Source organism: Bacteroidales bacterium MB20-C3-3 (assembly GCA_035609245.1).
Taxonomy (GTDB): Bacteria; Bacteroidota; Bacteroidia; order Bacteroidales; family UBA932; genus Bact-08.
In genome coordinates, this window is record CP141202.1 from 171,877 (window position 1) to 188,993 (window position 17,117).

The 17,117-nt window shown below is 37.6% G+C and carries 12 protein-coding genes; 6 read left to right on the top strand and 6 right to left on the bottom strand.

Annotated elements, in window-relative coordinates:
- Positions 1-2 precede the first annotated feature (2 nt).
- Genes U5907_00795 through recG form a run of 4 tightly spaced genes read right to left on the bottom strand, consistent with a single transcriptional unit; the run spans position 3 to position 5,300 of the window.
- Positions 3-1,370 (bottom strand): MATE family efflux transporter, encoded by a 1,368-nt coding sequence (locus U5907_00795; protein ID WRQ33199.1) that lies wholly within the window; start codon positions 1,368-1,370, stop codon positions 3-5.
- 44 nt (positions 1,371-1,414) lie between these two features.
- Entirely contained in the window at positions 1,415-2,311 is an 897-nt protein-coding gene (locus tag U5907_00800) for a bifunctional methionine sulfoxide reductase B/A protein (GenBank protein WRQ33200.1), read from the bottom strand.
- A gap of 12 nt (positions 2,312-2,323) precedes the next feature.
- The gene (nfo, locus tag U5907_00805; protein WRQ33201.1) at positions 2,324-3,169 is read right to left on the bottom strand and encodes a deoxyribonuclease IV; all 846 of its coding nucleotides are present in this window, start codon (positions 3,167-3,169) and stop codon (positions 2,324-2,326) included.
- 22 nt (positions 3,170-3,191) lie between these two features.
- On the bottom strand, positions 3,192-5,300 hold the full coding sequence (gene recG, locus U5907_00810; GenBank protein ID WRQ33202.1) for an ATP-dependent DNA helicase RecG: 2,109 nt from the start codon (positions 5,298-5,300) through the stop codon (positions 3,192-3,194).
- A 64-nt stretch (positions 5,301-5,364) separates the two neighbouring features.
- Here recG and pdxA point away from each other — a divergent pair, with 64 nt between their 5' ends.
- Complete coding sequence (gene pdxA / locus U5907_00815) at positions 5,365-6,426, top strand: 4-hydroxythreonine-4-phosphate dehydrogenase PdxA (GenBank protein ID WRQ33203.1); 1,062 nt, start codon at positions 5,365-5,367, stop codon at positions 6,424-6,426.
- Positions 6,419-6,889 (top strand): ribonuclease HI, encoded by a 471-nt coding sequence (rnhA, locus tag U5907_00820; protein WRQ33204.1) that lies wholly within the window; start codon positions 6,419-6,421, stop codon positions 6,887-6,889. Before pdxA ends, rnhA begins: the two co-directional genes overlap by 8 nt.
- On the opposite strand, the gene mqnC is transcribed toward rnhA, so the two are convergent.
- On the bottom strand, positions 6,853-7,959 hold the full coding sequence (gene mqnC / locus U5907_00825) for a cyclic dehypoxanthinyl futalosine synthase (GenBank protein WRQ33205.1): 1,107 nt from the start codon (positions 7,957-7,959) through the stop codon (positions 6,853-6,855). The genes rnhA and mqnC overlap by 37 nt on opposite strands.
- Positions 7,960-8,085: 126 nt before the next feature.
- Here mqnC and U5907_00830 point away from each other — a divergent pair, with 126 nt between their 5' ends.
- From U5907_00830 to U5907_00845, 4 genes are read left to right on the top strand one after another with little or no spacing between them, the layout of a single operon-like run.
- Entirely contained in the window at positions 8,086-9,087 is a 1,002-nt protein-coding gene (locus U5907_00830) for an NAD(P)H-dependent glycerol-3-phosphate dehydrogenase (GenBank protein ID WRQ34069.1), read from the top strand.
- A 2-nt stretch (positions 9,088-9,089) separates the two neighbouring features.
- Positions 9,090-10,433 (top strand): glucose-6-phosphate isomerase, encoded by a 1,344-nt coding sequence (locus U5907_00835; GenBank protein ID WRQ33206.1) that lies wholly within the window; start codon positions 9,090-9,092, stop codon positions 10,431-10,433.
- Entirely contained in the window at positions 10,433-13,171 is a 2,739-nt protein-coding gene (locus U5907_00840) for a PD-(D/E)XK nuclease family protein (GenBank protein ID WRQ33207.1), read from the top strand. The genes U5907_00835 and U5907_00840 overlap by 1 nt, the downstream gene beginning before the upstream one ends.
- 2 nt (positions 13,172-13,173) lie before the next feature.
- Positions 13,174-16,200 (top strand): UvrD-helicase domain-containing protein, encoded by a 3,027-nt coding sequence (locus U5907_00845; protein WRQ33208.1) that lies wholly within the window; start codon positions 13,174-13,176, stop codon positions 16,198-16,200.
- On the opposite strand, the gene U5907_00850 is transcribed toward U5907_00845, so the two are convergent.
- Entirely contained in the window at positions 16,193-17,089 is an 897-nt protein-coding gene (locus U5907_00850) for a DUF5106 domain-containing protein (protein ID WRQ33209.1), read from the bottom strand. The two genes, U5907_00845 and U5907_00850, sit on opposite strands and share 8 nt — an antisense overlap.
- Between the last annotated feature and the right edge of the window lie 28 nt (positions 17,090-17,117).

Below are 17,117 nucleotides of genomic sequence, written 5' to 3' on the forward strand. Positions count from 1 at the left end.
TTCTAACTCATTGCTGTCTTTACCCTGTGCTTTTTCCAAAGGCCTGAATTATAGTAAAGTATTGCTCCAATACATCCGATTGTCCAACCGGCCGGGATTGACCACCAAATCCCTTTTGCCCCAAAATAGTCTGACAGAATGTAGGCAAGAGGGATTCTTATAATCCATAATGATAATGTTGTTATAAGCATAGGAACAAATGTGGCGCCTGCTCCTCTGGTTACTCCATTTACCACAAACATTGTTGTAAAGAGGATGTAGAATGATGTTACTATTATCAAATACTCTTTACCGGTCTTTATTATCTCATCATAGTAAGGTGACCCTGAATCAACGAAGAGATGCATTATGTTTTCTCCAAAGAAGACAACAATAAGAGTAAGAAAAATACATATTACTGTCGAATATTTAAGGGTTGCCCATAATCCGTTTCTTATCCTGTCAAATCTTTCTGCACCAAGATTTTGACCAACGAATGATGAGAGAGCAGCTGCAAGATTCATTGCAGGCATTGATACGAACATATCTACCCTTCCCGCCGCTGTATAGGCCGCCAGAGTAGCTACTCCAAAGGGAGATACTATGCCGAGAAGTGCCATATTTCCCAGCCCGACTAAGGTTTGCTGAACTCCGGACGGAAGACCGATTTTTAAAGAGAGCCTGAAGTTATCCCAGTCAAATTCCCATTTTTTCCAGTTAAGATTAAATTTTATTATGTTTTCCTCTCTTTTATTCAGGTGATACCATAGAGCCAGCCAAGCCAAAACAGATGATATTCCCGTTGCCCAAGCTACTCCCTCAATTCCCCAATTGAACACAAGCACAAAGAGAAGGTCAAGTATCATATTGAGTATAATTGAACCAATGGTAAAATATATTGGGGTAAGAGAGTTTCCAACACCTCTTAGTATGGCTGAAATCCCAAAAAGCATAAAGGAGGGGAGCGTGGTTGTTACTATTACAATATCAAAATATCTTACTGCGTCAGGTAATACCTCATCAGGAATTGATAAAAATTGAAAAATGGGCTTACTGAATATGAAAAAAATAATTGTAAGTATAATAGAGCTTATAAGCAGAAATATCTGCAGAGTATCTGAAGTTATTTTAACTTTTTTTAAATTTTTTGCCCCAAAATATTGTGAAACAAGTACAGATCCTCCAATTGTAATTCCTGCTACAAGTGCAGAAAGTGTGAACAGGATGGGGAAACTGGCACCAACCGCAGCAAGAGCAACTGACCCCACAAATTTCCCAACGACAATACTATCTACAATATTGTATAGTTGCTGAAAAATATTACCAATAAACATGGGGATGGCAAAGAGTAAAATTTGTTTTCCCTCTTTCCCCTGTGTAAGATCCTTCATTTGCGAAAATTTGTGCGCAAATATAAGAATTTATAACGAACAGGCTAGAACCTTTTTGTATAGGTATGACAGTATGGCTGTGTCCCCTTTCTCAAATAGTAGTCCTGATGATACTTTTCTGCAGGATAGAATTTTTCTGCTTTAGTAATCTTTGTTGCAACTCTGTACCCTTTTGTCTTAAGCTTTTCAACTAGAGATTTTGCAACCTCTTTCTGTTGTTCGGAAGTGTAAAAAATTTCCGATCTGTATTGTGTCCCTATATCCGGTCCCTGACGGTTTACCTGGGTAGGGTCGTGAATTTCGAAGAATTGCATAGTAAGTTTTTCATAACTTATCAGAGAGGCATCATAAATAACCTCAACAGCCTCTGCATGACCACTTGTGCCACTGCTAACCTCTTCATATGTTGGATTTGAGAGACTCCCTCCTGTATATCCGCTCTCTACTGAGATTACTCCCGGAAGGCTCCTCAGAAGATGCTCTACACCCCAGAAACATCCTCCTGCAAAAATTGCTCTCTCTCTCTTCATTGGAAGAAACTCCATTGATATAGAGTTTACACAGTGGCGTATGTTTTTAGAAGTGAATCTTTCACCCAAAAAAACATGACCAAGATGCCCTCCACAATTTGAACATACAATTTCTGTCCGTATTCCGTCTGCATCTCGTTTTCTGGTTACTGCACCCGGGATCTCTTCATCAAAGCTTGGCCAGCCGCATCCAGCATCAAATTTTGATGTTGAATTGTAAAGTGGATTTCCACATTGCCTGCAGATATAGGTTCCCTTCTCCTCATGTTTGTAAAATTTCCCCGTAAAGGGAGCTTCAGTCCCTTTATGGATAATAATTTTTTTCTCCTGTTCTGTAAGCGGTTTCATATTCTGTGAGTCCATAGTGCTTGAGAAAATTATAAAAATCAATAATAGAGATAATATTTTCATGGCTTTAGTCATTTATATAATGCTCCAGCCTTTGAGCTGAGCAATCTCTTCTGGCCAGATCTCCTCGTCTGGGGTTTCAAGTATCAGCGGGATATTGTCAAATCTTGGATCTTTCATTAATAGTTTGAATGTCTCTTCGCCCAGCTGGCCTTTACCAAGTGAGTCATGTCTGTCAACCCTGGAGTTGAGACCTTTTTTTGCATCGTTTAGATGCATCCCCCTGAGATATTTAAATCCAACAATTTTATCAAAATGTTCAAAGGCCTCTTGAAATCCTCTTTCGTTTGAGAGGTCATATCCTGCAGCAAATGAGTGACATGTGTCAATACATACACCAACTCTTGATTTATCTTCAACCTGATCAATTATCTCGGCAATCTGTTCAAAAGTATGACCAAGATTACTCCCCTGACCGGCTGTATTCTCAATCACAGCTGTAACTCCTCTGGTCTTGTCAAGTGTAATGTTAATAGATTCAGCAATTCTGGAGAGACATTCACTAATTGATATTTTCCCAAGGTGGCTGCCAGGGTGAAAATTTAGTCTGTCAAGACCAAGTTGTTCACATCTCTGCATCTCATCCAGAAAAGCAGCTCTTGATTTATCAAGCCCCTCCTGTTCAGGATGTCCCAGATTAATTAGATAACTGTCATGAGGAAGAATCTGGAATGGTTTATATCCTAATTCAAGACATTTACTCTTAAAATTTTCAATGCTTTTTTGTGACAGAGGTGCCGAAACCCACTGCCTCTGATTTTTTGTAAATAGTGCAAAAGCAGTTGCTCCAATTTTATTTGCATTTACCGGAGAGTTTTCCACTCCCCCTGATGAGCTTACATGTGTGCCAATGTATTTCATTTTTTGTATGTTGTCAAAATTTTTAACTAATTCTGGAGAAATCCTCCTGTGCACCTCTGAGTTTAGCTAACTTATCGCGAAGCATCTGATTTGCCGGTCTCTCAATAAAAGGATCAGAGTCCAGGAGAGAGAGAGCAGTTCTTCTTGCCTCCTCCAGTATCTGTGAATCTTTTGCAAGATCTGCCAGCTTAAGATCTATAGGAAGTCCACTCTGCTGAGTTCCCTCTATATCCCCCGGACCGCGCATTCTCATATCGGCCTCAGCCAGCTCAAATCCATCCTGAGTGGAGCACATAAGGTCAATCCTTTGTTTTGACTCTTTTGTTAGTTTATGTCCTGTCATCAGGATACAATATGAGCTTTCTGCTCCTCTTCCCACTCTTCCCCTAAGCTGATGAAGCTGAGAGAGACCAAACCTCTCGGCACTCTCTATCATCATAACTGAGGCGTTAGGCACATCAACTCCAACCTCTATAACAGATGTTGATACCAGAATGTTTGCTTTACCTGAAGCAAAAAGTTCCATATCGTATGCTTTGTCTTCATTTTTTTGCTTGCCGTGAACAACAGCTGTTACATATTCAGGTGCAGGAAACTCGCGTATAATGTTTTCGTATCCCTCTTGAAGGTTTTTATAATCAAGCGTCTCGCTCTCATTGATAAGAGGATATACAATAAAGATTTGCCTCCCTTTTGAAATCTCCTCTTTCATGAATTCGTAAATCTTTTTCCTGTATGACTCGGTTGAGTGTATTGTCCTTATACTTTTTCTTCCCGGAGGTAGTTCATCAATTACTGAAACATCAAGGTCTCCGTAAAGAGTCATTGCAAGTGTGCGCGGTATAGGGGTGGCTGTCATCACAAGGACATGGGGAAGAGTATCGCTGTTTTTACTCCATAGCTTTGCTCTTTGTTCAACACCAAATCTGTGCTGTTCATCAATTACGGCAAAGCCTAAATTTCTGAACTGGACACTCTCTTCAATCAGTGCATGAGTGCCAAAGAGTAAATGTATTGTGCCATTGGTTAGCCCTTCAGCTATCTCTCGTCTCTCTTTTGCTTTAGTGCTACCAGTCAGGAGTGCTGTCTTTATTCCGGTATTTTCTAAAAGTTTAGCAGAGTTGTTATAATGCTGATTAGCAAGGACTTCAGTTGGAGCCATTATACAAGACTGATATCCGCTGTCAGCAGATAGAAGTGAACACAGTAATGCAACCATTGTTTTACCGCTACCAACATCTCCTTGTAGCAATCTATTCATTTGTCTTCCTGACTTGAAATCTTCACGAACTTCACGAATAACTCTTTTTTGTGCATTAGTGAGTTCAAAGGGGATATTGTTATAGCATTTATTAAAGAAGTCTCCAACTTTGTGCATGATTATACCCCTTGCATTTCGCTCTCTTATACTTTTTTGCCTTAGTAATGAGAGTTGGAGATAGAACAACTCTTCAAACTTGAATCTGAATTGAGCAGATGCAAGTTTTTTCATGTCAGAAGGAAAATGAATCATCTGAAGAGCCTCTTTTACCGGCATTAATTTTTTTTCGGCTGAAATATTCTCTGGAAGAGTCTCCTGTATTCCCTCAATACATTGCTTGAGAAGAGTGGCTTGCATTCTTGCAATAACCTTGTTCCCCAGTCCGCTGCTTCTGAGTCTCTCTGTCGAGGAGTAGACTCCTATCATATTCCCTATATAAAACGGGTTCTCTTCGTTAACGGAGTCAATCTCTGGATGGACAATGTTAAGACTTTGATTAAAAATTGTAGGTTTCCCAAATATTATATATTCATGATTTGTTTTAAGCCTCTCTTTTGTCCATTTAATTCCTTGAAAGAAGACAAGATCTATGGCACCAGTAGGGTCTGTCAGTGTTGCAACTAGTCTTTTTGCAGGCCCTTTTTCACCAAGCAGAGTAATTCTGGAAATTTTCCCCCTCAGTTGAATATAGCTCATAGAGGGTTCAATTTCGCTGATTGTATAGATTCTGCTGCGATCAATATATCTGAAAGGGAAAAAATAGAGCATGTCACTAAATGTTTTGATATTTAGCTCCTTCTCCAAAAGGGTGGCTCTTCTTGGACCAACACCACTGAGGAATTTTATGTCACTTTCAAGAATACCAGGCATATCGCAAAGTTAATAATCTTGACAGATTTTTGTATCTTGCGTCAAATTTGTTGAGATACATATTATGAGCAATAAAATCGTAGTTGGAATAACCCAGGGAGACAGTAACAGTATATCATACGAGGTAATTATCAAAGCACTTACAGATGCCAGAATACTGGAACTTTGCACTCCTGTAATTTACGGTTCCTCTAAACTATTTGGTTATTATAAAAAACAGATAAATGATGCAGATGGTATTGTCCCAAATGTTATCTCAGCCCCATCTGAAATTCATCATAAAAGGGTAAACATAATCAATTGTGTTCCTGAAAGTGTTACCGCAGAGCCAGGAAGATCAACCACAGAGAGTTCAAGAGGCGCTTTTCTATCTCTTGAGAAAGCGATTAACCATATAAAAAACGGAGAGATTGATGTTCTGGTTACAGGACCATTTAATAAAGCATCTATGAAAAGTGATGGCTTTATTTTTCCGGGACATACTGAGTATCTTACTAAAGAGTTCCAAAAAGAGGACTCTTTGATGTTTATGATATCTTCATCACTAAAAGTGGGCGTTGTTACAAATCATATACCTGTAAGCGAGGTTCCTCAAAATATTACAAAGGAGAAGATTGCAAAAAAGGCCAGACTGATGATAGATTCTCTAAAACGGGACTTTGGTATTGAGTATCCAAAGATTGCGGTTTTATCTCTCAATCCTCATGCAGGGGAGGAGGGTATGCTTGGCAGTGAGGAGATTGAAATAATCAGGCCATCAATAGCAGAGTTAAAAGAGGAGGGGCATCTTGTATTTGGTCCATTTGCTCCGGATGGTTTTTTTGCATCCCCTTCAATAAATAAATTTGATGCTGTGCTTGCAATGTATCACGATCAGGGTTTAATCCCTTTTAAGGCTCTCTCTCCTGATGATGGTATAAACTATACAGCGGGATTACCAATTGTCAGAACCTCTCCTGATCATGGAACGGCTTACGATATTGCCGGAAAAAACATTGCAAATCATACCTCTATCTTAAACGCAATATATAGTGCAGTTGACATTTTCAGAAAGAGAATTGAGTATGAGGAGTTAAGAAAGAATCCGCTTAAAGTAGAAATACCTGCTTCAAGAGGCAATGATTGAGCTTTACACAGATGGTGCATCCAGGGGTAATCCCGGTCCGGGAGGATATGGAGTAGTCCTTAAGAGTGGACATCACAGAAAAGAGCTCTCCGGAGGTTTTGAATTGACTACCAATAACAGAATGGAGCTTCTTGCTGTAATTACAGGCCTTGAGACTCTTCGCAAAGCTGGTTCTGAGGTGACTGTTTATTCAGATTCATCATATGTTTGTGATGCTGTTAATAAAGGTTGGCTTTTTGGTTGGGAGGCAAAAAATTTTTCAGGGAAAAAAAACAGCGATTTGTGGCTAAGATTCTTGAAAATTTACAGAAAACACAAAGTGAAGTTCGTTTGGATTAAAGGTCATGCAGGGCATCCGGAAAATGAAAGATGCGATACTCTGGCTGTAGAGGCCTCCAAGGAGCCCTTACTCAAAAAAGATGAAGGTTATATTGTTGAAGTTGTTAATACCCTGGGGTTATAATCCTGATCTCGCAGCCAAGGCTCAAAGCCAGCTTCTTTTATTGTATTAACCATTTCAGCCGAATCCAGTTTATGCTCGGCTCCTGCAGAAGAGACTACATTTTCTTCAATCATGATTGATCCCATATCATCTGCTCCCGAATGAAGCGCAAGCATTCCCGTCTCTCTTCCTGTTGTCAGCCAGGATGCCTGGATATGAGCAATATTATTAAGCACTATCCTGCTTATGGCTACCATCTTAAGATGTTCTACAATTGAAATCTCGCGGGTTTCATATCTTTCGACAAGCTTTGTGCCTTCTGTCTGCATTGGCCAGCATATAAATGCTCTGAAGCCGGGTGATTCTTTTGGACGCTTTGACTGGAGATCTCTGATTTTAATTAAGTGGTCAACTCTCTCTTCAATAGTCTCAATATGTCCGTATACCATTGTAGCAGTTGTTCCAAGTCCCATTTTATGAGCAATCTCCATAACTTCTAACCATTGTGAAGTGGTTGGTTTTCCAGGAGATAGCTGTTTTCTTACCCGATCTGTCAGGATTTCGGCGCCGGCACCCGGAAGAGTGTTTAAACCAGCATCTATAAGTCTTGTGAGGGTCTCTTCTATTGTAAGAGAACTTAATCTGGCAATATGCGAAATTTCAGGAGGGCCAAAGGCATTAAGTTTAATCGAAGGGTCAATGGATTTTATTGTTTTTAAAAGTTTTTCGTAATATGATATGTCATAGTGCGGATGAAGCCCTCCCTGAAGAAGTATCTGGTCGCCTCCCAGTTGCCGGAGATGTTTTATCTTCTCTTCTAACTCTTGAGAATTAATTGTGTATGACCTCTCTTTATCTGAAAGTTTACAGTGAAAATTGCAAAAGAGGCACCCGGATATACAGACATTTGTGTAGTTTATATTACGGTCAATTTGCCAGCTTACTCTCTTTTCCGGTATTTTTGCAAATCTGATTTTCTGAGCCAGTGAAAAAAGTTGAAAAGGGGGAGCTTCGTTAAAAAGCCTTACACCTTCATCTATTGTGAGATTAGTGAGAGAGAGGGCTTTTGTATATAATGTATTTAAAGTCATATTGTTAATTCTCTTATTGAATATTGCAAAAGTAAAAGAATTATTTAAGAAGTGTCGCAAAATAGGTATATTTGTATAATGATTTGTTGCAAATTAATTCACATTCAATAATAAATGGAAAATATTTTGGAGAGAGAGGGGCTGCGCTTTGCTCTTATAGGAGGTGGAAGCTGGGCCACGGCGCTTGCAAAGCTGCTGCTCAATCATCAGGAGAAGATTTCATGGTATATCAGAGACGAGGAGTCAATTGATATTCTAAAGAGTACAGGTCACAATCCGTTTTACTTGCAGGCGGTGCAATTTGATCCTAAAAGACTTGAACTCTCAACAGATATAAACGAGGTTATCTGTAATGCTGATGTACTGTTATTCGCAATTCCTTCCGCCTATTTTATGGATATGGCTGTCAATATCAAATGTATTCTTGATAATAAATTCATTATTACAGCCATTAAGGGTATGGTTCCGGTTGATAATATTTCTATTGCGGAGTATTTTCATATAAATCACAAAATTCCTTTCAGCAGAATTGGGGTTGTAAGTGGTCCTTGCCATGCAGAGGAGGTTGCTATGGAGAGACTCTCATATTTAACTCTTTCAAGCAAGCATATTGAGGTTGCTCGTAATCTGTGTGATATTTTTGCCTGTAGTTATATAAAAACTATACCGGGAACAGATATTTACGGAGTAGAGTACGCTGCAGTACTTAAGAATATCTATGCTGTAGCTGCAGGTGTATGTCACGCACTTGGTTATGGTGATAATTTTATGGCTGTATTAATCACTAACTCTTTTCATGAGATGAGAGATTTTCTGCATGCCAGTCATCCTGATAAAAACAGGCATACATCTACATCGGCATATCTTGGCGACCTCCTTGTAACATGCTATTCACAATTCAGCAGAAACAGAACTTTTGGTTCTATGATTGGTAAGGGATACTCAGTTCAATCTGCACAGCACGAAATGAATATGGTTGCAGAGGGTTATTATGGTACTAAATGTATTTATGAAATAAACCAGAAATATAAAATACATATGCCCATTGCAGAGGCTATGTACAAGATTTTGTATGAACATAAATATTCGGCATATATAATTAAGCAATTAACAGAACAACTGCAGTAAATATGAATAATATAATTAATATTGAATATCCCTCAGTTACTACTTTTCTTGGTGAGAAAAGTTTGTCAGACTCTTTGGACAGAGCTTTATCGGCTTTGAAAAAGCTGAATGGCAGGATGGGAGAGGGGAGTGAATTTCTTGGATGGATGGATCTGCCATCTTCTCTTGAAGAAGATGTAATTATTAATATTGAAAATATTGCAAAAGAGTGGAAAGAGAAGTGTGAAGTGGTAGTCGTAATAGGAATAGGAGGATCCTACCTTGGTGCAAAATCTGCATTGGAGGCGCTTTCTAATCCATTCAGGAACTTCATGGATAGGGGTTTGTCTCCTCAAATTCTTTTTGCCGGTCAGAATATGTCTGAAGATTATTTGTCTGAACTCCTGGAGCTATTGGATAATAAAAACTATGGAATAGTGGTTATATCAAAATCGGGAACCACTACAGAGCCGGCTGTTGCATTCAGGATTTTAAAAACCCATATTGAGAAAAAGTACGGAAAATCAGAAAGCTCTTCCAGGATCATTGCAATTACAGATAAGTCTAAAGGAGCTTTAAGAAGGCTTTCAGAGATTGAGGGGTACAGATCATTTGTTATTCCGGATGATGTGGGAGGCAGATTTTCTGTCCTCACTCCTGTGGGATTATTACCTATTGCTATTGCCGGTTTTAATATAAGAGAGTTGCTAAACGGAGCAAATAACGCTAATAGCTACACATCTTCAAGTGATAGAAATAATCCAGCCTTACAATATGCAGCAGTTAGAAATGCGTTATACCAAAAGGGAAAAAAAATTGAGATAGTTGTTAACTATAATCCAAAATTACAATATTTTGCTGAGTGGTGGAAACAACTGTACGGCGAGAGTGAAGGAAAAGACGGAAAGGGTATATTTCCGGCCTCTGTTAATTTTACAACTGATTTACACTCTATGGGTCAATATATTCAAGATGGTGAAAGGACACTTTTTGAAACAGTTATAAGTGTGGATAATTCAGATAGATTACTCACCATTGATAATGATCCCCAAAATTTGGACGGGCTCAATTTCCTTTCCGGGAAAAGGGTAGAAGAGTGTAATAAAATGGCTGAATTGGGGACGAGAATTGCCCATGTTGACGGGGGAGTCCCAAATATCAGAATATCAATAGAGAAAATTGATGAATACAATCTGGGATCGCTATATATGTTTTTTGAAAAAGCTTGTGGTATAAGTGCTTATATGCTGGGTGTAAATCCTTTTGATCAACCTGGAGTAGAGGATTATAAGGTCAATATGTTTGCACTCCTTGGTAAACCTGGTTTTGAAGAGAAGGCAAATGAGTTAAGATCAAGGAATATCTGATGAAATTTCTTGGAAACATAGCTAAAGCTTTCTACGAGAGAGAGAGAGAAGAGATTTCAAAAATCTGTTTTGTATTTCCGGGCAGGAGGGCTTCACTGTTTTTCCAAAGAGAGTTAAGTGCTTTAATTGATAAACCCCTTTTTTCTCCATCACTAATTACAATCAGTGATCTTTTTTCTGAACTGTCAGGGCTTAGAAATGCAGATAAACTTGATTGTGTATACAGATTGTATAGGTTATATTGTGATATCAATGAGAACCCTGAACCCTTTGATGATTTTGTTTACTGGGGAGAGACTCTTTTATCCGATTTTGACGACACAGATAAATTTCTGGCAGATCCTTACAGGCTTTTTGCAAATATTAAGGAGTTAAAAGAGCTTGATACAGACTACTCCTTTTTGTCTGAAAGGCAACTTAATTCAATTAAGAGCTTTTGGGCAAGTTTTCACAACGGAGAAGAGAGTGACAAGAAGTCAAAATTTAAGTCTCTTTGGTCATTGATGCTTCCGTTATACACAAACCTAAGGGTGAGTCTTGAGTCAGATGGGGCCGGTTATGAGGGGATGATATACAGGAAAATCGCAGAACAAATCAGTAACGGGGATACAGTAAATGTTGATTCACTTCTATCTAAATACAGTTATGTTGTATTTATAGGTTTTAATGCATTAAATAAGTGCGAGAAAACTTTACTCAACTACATCAAGCAGTCAGGGAAAGCTGATTTTTATTGGGATTATTGCGGAACTATGGTTAATGACCCAGATAATAAATCATCTTTTTTTATTAACGAAAACTTATCATCATATCCATCATCCATGGATATTGACTTCAATGAGGAGAGAATTGCTGAAATTGAGCTTATTGGCGTTCCCTCCGCTGTTGGTCAGGCTAAAATAGCAGGAGATATATTAAGTTCTTTGCCTACAGGCATAAATAGTGCTGTGATTCTGCCTGATGAATCACTTCTCACATCTGTAATAAGATCTTTAGATTATAATAAAGGAGAGATTAACATTACAATGGGCTATCCTTTAAGAGAGGCTTCGGTCGTCTCTTTTGCAGAGAGTTTGGTTGAGCTGCAGGGAGGCCCCTTCTATTTCAGACGAGTTCTTCCGGTTTTAAGACATAATTATGTAAAAGGTATTACAGGTGAACTCTCTGTTAGTCTTGAGAATAAGATAGTAACAGCAAACATGTTGTATGTAAGTCAGGATCTTTTTACGGGTAATCATTTGTTAGAAATGATTTTTAGGAGAGTTATCAAAGATGATGATTCAAATGTTGATAAAATCTCCAAAATTTCATCATATATTCTTGATGTACTTGATTACATAGTTAAGAATAAACAGGTTAATAAGTTTGAAAAGGAGCTGATTTACTATTTCTATACTCTTGTTGTAAGGATTAAGGATTTACAGATTCCAATGTCCGTAAAGACATATTTAAGGTTGTTAAAACAACTTGTAAATTCAACTTCCGTCCCTTTTAAAGGAGAACCACTAGCGGGTCTTCAGGTTATGGGAGTTCTTGAGGCTAGATGCCTTGATTTTGATAATATTGTAATATGTTCAATGAATGAAGGTGTTTTTCCCTCACGAAATCTCAGCACCTCATTTATCCCTTTAAATTTAAGAAAAGGCTTCTCTCTTCCTGAAAATGAGTATGCCGATGCAGTTTCAGCATATAGCTTCTATAGAACAATTTACAGGGCAAAGAGGGTCTGGATGCTTTATGATACCAGAAGCGAAGGCTTGTCTAGTGGAGAACAGAGCAGATTTATTTTACAGTTAAGATATCACTACAAGATTCCACTAAGAGATATGGTCTCATCCGGAGTTGTAACCAGAAACCAGAAATCTCCTATAATAATTGAGAAAAAAGGGGTGGTAGCTCAAGAACTGGAGAAGTTTAGAAGCGGTACGAAATTCTTTTCAGCATCTCTGTTATCAACCTATATCCTCTGTCCGTTGAAATTTTATTTTATGCATATTGAAGGTGTAAAGGATGAGGAGATAGTAAGCGAATCGGTGGAATCAAGAACTTTTGGTACCATATTGCATAACTCAATGGCAATTCTCTACAGGAGATTTGAGGGAAAAGATGTCTGTAAAAAAGATCTTTTGGCCATTCTGAATAATCAAAGTCTTATTGATGATATAATTTACAAAGAGTTCAAAAAGGAGAAGGGAGTTGAAGATGTTAAGGGGTATAATTATATAATATGCAATCTTATACAAAGATATATAATCAAAATTATCAAATATGATTTGGGCTTTAATTCATTTAGATATATCCAGTCAGAGAAGGATATAAGGAGCTCTTTAAAGCTTAGGGATGGTACGGAGGTTAAATTAAAAGCATATATTGACAGGATTGACAGAGTTAACGGTAAATTAAGGATTATTGATTATAAGACAGGTAGAAAACCTGATACAATGAAGAGTTTAAACCAACTATTTGAACAAAACTCTTCAAAGAATCTATCTGTGTTTTTTCAGCTATATCTATATGGTTTGATGCTCTCTCCTGAGGGGGAGTCGCTTCTCCTTCCATACTTTCTCAGAGAGTTGGATCAAAAATATCAGATAAACTGTACCGTTGAGGATTTAAATTCCTTCAGAGAGCTTCTCTCTTCAAAAATATCAGAGATACTTAATATAGAGATGCCTTTTATACAGACTGCCAGTCAAAAGAGTTGCGAATATTGTATTTTTAAACAAATCTGCAGATAACTATGGGAGAGGTTAAGATATTCAGAGCCTCTGCCGGCTCAGGAAAAACTCACAGGTTAACACTTGAGTATTTAAATCTTTTGTCCAGGGATGAAAGAGCATACAGGAGAATTCTTGCTGTAACTTTTACAAATAAGGCTACAGAGGAGATGAAGAGAAGAGTAATTGAGCATCTTCACAAAAAGTCATCTCAAGGTGATGAGAGAGCTTCTAAATTATTAAAAAATATTCTTCACGATTACTCCTCTTTTAATATCAGTACTATTGACCGATTCTTTCAGCAAACTCTTAGAGCATTTGCAAGGGAAATAGGCAAAAGTACTTCATACGGAGTTGAGTTAAACGAGGAGATGGTCAGGGCTCTGGCTATTGACAAAATCCTGTTTAACCTGGATACTTCAGATGATAATCGCCTCCTGGACTGGATAATGGAACTCTCTGTGCAGAGAATCGATTCCGGTAAAAGCTGGGATATCAGGTCTTCAATAAATAGTACCTCTTCTCAATTATTTAAAGAGGCATACAGGACAGCAATAATGGGAGAGGATTTAAACTTACTCAGCAAAGAGAGTATTGAAGAGTACTCTGGAATTATTGCAAACATTATCTCTGAATATGAGAAAAAGATGGTTGAGTTTGGAGAGAGAGGGGTTGAGATACTAGCTAAATCTGAATTGTCTCCATTTGATTTTTCTAATAAAAAGAGCTCTTTTGCTCAAAGATTCAGAAAACTTGTTGATGGAGATTTTTCGCTGTCAAATGTGACTTTCATTGATGCCGGAAAGGGAACGGAGAGATGGTTTTCTAAAAGTGCGTTAAAGGAGTCTCCTGACTTATTAGTAAAAGGTGCTAAGGCCGATTCTCTCTCTTTACGCTCCCTAATAAAGGAAATTGTAGATTATGAAGAGTCTTGTTCAAGAGACTACATTACTGCTGTTACTATATCAAAAAACTTGTATGCTCTCGGATTAATGTCAGACATACAGAAAAGTATACAGGATGTTTGTGCAGAAAACGGAGTAGTGCTTCTAGCGGAGACTACAGAATTGCTAAACGGAATTATTGATGGAAGTGATACTCCTTTTATTTTTGAAAAAATTGGAGCCAGAACTGATCACTTTATGCTTGATGAGTTCCAGGACACATCTCTTTTGCAATGGGAAAATTTTCGCCCCCTGATAAAAAACAGCCTCGCCTCAGGTTGTTCAAATCTGATTGTAGGAGATGAAAAGCAAAGCATATACAGATGGAGAGGTTCAGACTGGATGTTGTTAAACAAGAGGGTTTTTAGTGAATTTAATGAGGAGGAGATAAACTCATCGGCTTTACTGGAAAATTGGAGATCCGGAAAAGAGGTTGTTCAATTTATAAATGATTTCTTCCCAAGGGCTGCTGAAGCTTGTGATAATCTGTTAGAGAAAAATAGAGTTTTTGAAACAAGCGTGGCGTCAATATATTCTTCAGTTATTCAGACAATTCCAAAGCTCAATGAGAGTAAAAGTAGTTATGTTGAATTAAAATTCGGCACTAAGTCAGAGGAAAATAGTGATGAGAGTGAAGATATTCAAGACAACGAATCCTGTGAAGAGTCAGTTTTAAATTTTGTCAGGGAGAAAATTGAGTTACTTGTTACAAATGGTTCAAATTTATCAGATATTGCTGTTCTTGTGAGAAAAAACAAAGAGGGGGCAATAATTGCAAATCATCTAATTAAGTCAGGAATTAAGGTAATATCTGGAGATTCATTGTTTATTAAATCCTCCTCCTCTGTCTCTTCAATAATATCTCAACTCAGATATTTAAGTAACCCCCTGGATAGTGTTAATAATATACTAGCCCGGTTCTCAGGTATAGAGAATGTTACTAATAATAAAATATCTGCACTTCCACTATACGAGTTATGTGAATCTCTGATTGAGACTGTTCCTGAGGAGATAAAGAGAGCAGAATCTGCTTATATTCTTGCTTTCATGGATAATGTCAAAGAGTTTGTTAAGCAAAACAGATCAGATCTTTACGCCTTCTTAGAGTGGTGGGATGATTATTCAGAAAAATTAACTATCCCTGCTCCTGATGGAGAAGAGGCTGTAAGAGTAATGACTATTCATAAATCAAAAGGGCTTGGTTTTTCTTCAGTTATAATACCATTTTCTGATTTTGAATTTAAAGGTAAGCAGGATATTTTATGGTGTAAACCTGAAACAGCACCTTTTAACATTATGCCGGTTGTTCCGGTTAATTTATCAGAAAAATTGTCAAATACTCATTTTTCTCGTGATTATGAAAATGAGCGTTTTCTGGCAGTGGTTGATAATTTGAATTTGGCTTATGTTGCTTTTACAAGGGCAAAAGATAATCTCTTTATTTATATAACTGAGCCTTTAAAATCAAGCAAAAAGGCCAAGGGAGTAGGCGATATTCTCTCGTATGTTTACTCTGATAAAGCTATTGACAAAAGCCTCGTTTTTGGAGATTGTGTTGTTACCCCAAAACGAGATACTTCAATTTTATTAGAGAGAGAGATGCCTCTTATAAGGTCATACGATAATTCAGATAATCTAAGACTTACATTAAGATCTGAAGAGTTCTTCAATGAGAATGATAATTCCCGCACAAGAGGTGTGGTCATACACTCAATTATGTCAAAAATAATGAGACCTGATGATGTCTATGCCGCAGTCAATGATGCAGTAGCATCAGGAGAAATTGAACAGAGAGACAGGGAGAGCACAACGCAATTTATTCTCCGGTTAGTTAACGCTGTTGAAAAATATGGATGGTTTTCGAATAATGTCACAGTGATGAATGAGATAGGAATTATTCTGCCCGGGGGAGAAATTTACAGGCCTGACAGAATTGTAAAAGGAGAAGAGTACTCAGTTATTGATTTCAAGACTGGAAAACAGAGGAGCAGTTCCCACATTAAACAGATAGAGAGATATACATCATCAGTAAAGGAGATGGGGTTTGAAAATGTACACGGATACCTTTGGTACCTGGATGAAAATATTATAGAGAAAGTTAATTGATTTTTTCAATAATTTTCTCTGCGGTCGCTATATCTCCATCTTTAAGTAATACTCTTTTCTCTTTATCAAGCAGATAAACAGATGGAGATGCTCGTCTGTCGTAAAGTCTCTCTCTGGTAATCATGCTGTTGAGATCGCTCCCTACCCTCCATTTTTTACTAAAAAGAGACCCTCCTCTTTCTAAATAATATGAATCATTACCGGTATATATTGCCAGTGAAATATATCTCTCTTGAAATTTTTTAATAATTGCGGAGTTTTCTGCAAAGGATATGCTCTCTTTACATGCGTTGCAATCGGGCTCAAAAAAAAGTATCATTATAAAATCAGACTTAATATTATGTAGATTTGAAGAGGAACCATCTGAAAATAATATTGTGAAATCTTCTGAGATTTCTCCGATACGGTTTTTTAGAAGAATCTCTCTCTCTTCAATAAGTCTTTTTCTCTCTTCGCTATCTGCAGGAAAATATTGAATGTATGCATCGACAACATTAAGATAAAGAGCATCGTGTCTCATTGGAGAATTTGGATGGTTAAGGCTCTCTTCAAAAAGGATCAGAAAAGCGGATGAAATTGACGGTGTCGATTGTGAACTTTTTGATGCTAAATCATTTAGTAGTTTTCCAGCTTTTGAAACACCTAAGTCATTAATCAACTCCAAATATTCATAATAGGGTATCCGCAGATGCTTCTCTGTAATGTTCACCGTTGAGTCATCCCAGGGTAAATTATCCCAAAAATGAAGAGATAAATATTCTCTCTGCTCAGATTTTTCCTGAATAACTGATGGAATATGAGGATATTCAAATCTGTATTGCTTTACATTCTCTTTACAACCTGTTAAAAGGAGAAGCAACAATGGGATTGTAATTAAAACTTTTTTCATTGTTTTATGTCTATATTTATACAAAAGT

Excerpts from the sequence above, each read along its gene's own strand:
- U5907_00795 (WRQ33199.1), bottom strand. The coding sequence starts at position 1,370 with ATGAAGGATCTTACACAGGGGAAAGAGGGAAAACAAATTTTACTCTTT.
- U5907_00800 (WRQ33200.1), bottom strand. The coding sequence starts at position 2,311 with ATGAAAATATTATCTCTATTATTGATTTTTATAATTTTCTCAAGCACT.
- nfo (WRQ33201.1), bottom strand. The coding sequence starts at position 3,169 with ATGAAATACATTGGCACACATGTAAGCTCATCAGGGGGAGTGGAAAAC.
- recG (WRQ33202.1), bottom strand. The coding sequence starts at position 5,300 with ATGCCTGGTATTCTTGAAAGTGACATAAAATTCCTCAGTGGTGTTGGT.
- pdxA (WRQ33203.1), top strand. The coding sequence starts at position 5,365 with ATGAGCAATAAAATCGTAGTTGGAATAACCCAGGGAGACAGTAACAGT.
- rnhA (WRQ33204.1), top strand. The coding sequence starts at position 6,419 with ATGATTGAGCTTTACACAGATGGTGCATCCAGGGGTAATCCCGGTCCG.
- mqnC (WRQ33205.1), bottom strand. The coding sequence starts at position 7,959 with ATGACTTTAAATACATTATATACAAAAGCCCTCTCTCTCACTAATCTC.
- U5907_00835 (WRQ33206.1), top strand. The coding sequence starts at position 9,090 with ATGAATAATATAATTAATATTGAATATCCCTCAGTTACTACTTTTCTT.
- U5907_00840 (WRQ33207.1), top strand. The coding sequence starts at position 10,433 with ATGAAATTTCTTGGAAACATAGCTAAAGCTTTCTACGAGAGAGAGAGA.
- U5907_00845 (WRQ33208.1), top strand. The coding sequence starts at position 13,174 with ATGGGAGAGGTTAAGATATTCAGAGCCTCTGCCGGCTCAGGAAAAACT.
- U5907_00850 (WRQ33209.1), bottom strand. The coding sequence starts at position 17,089 with ATGAAAAAAGTTTTAATTACAATCCCATTGTTGCTTCTCCTTTTAACA.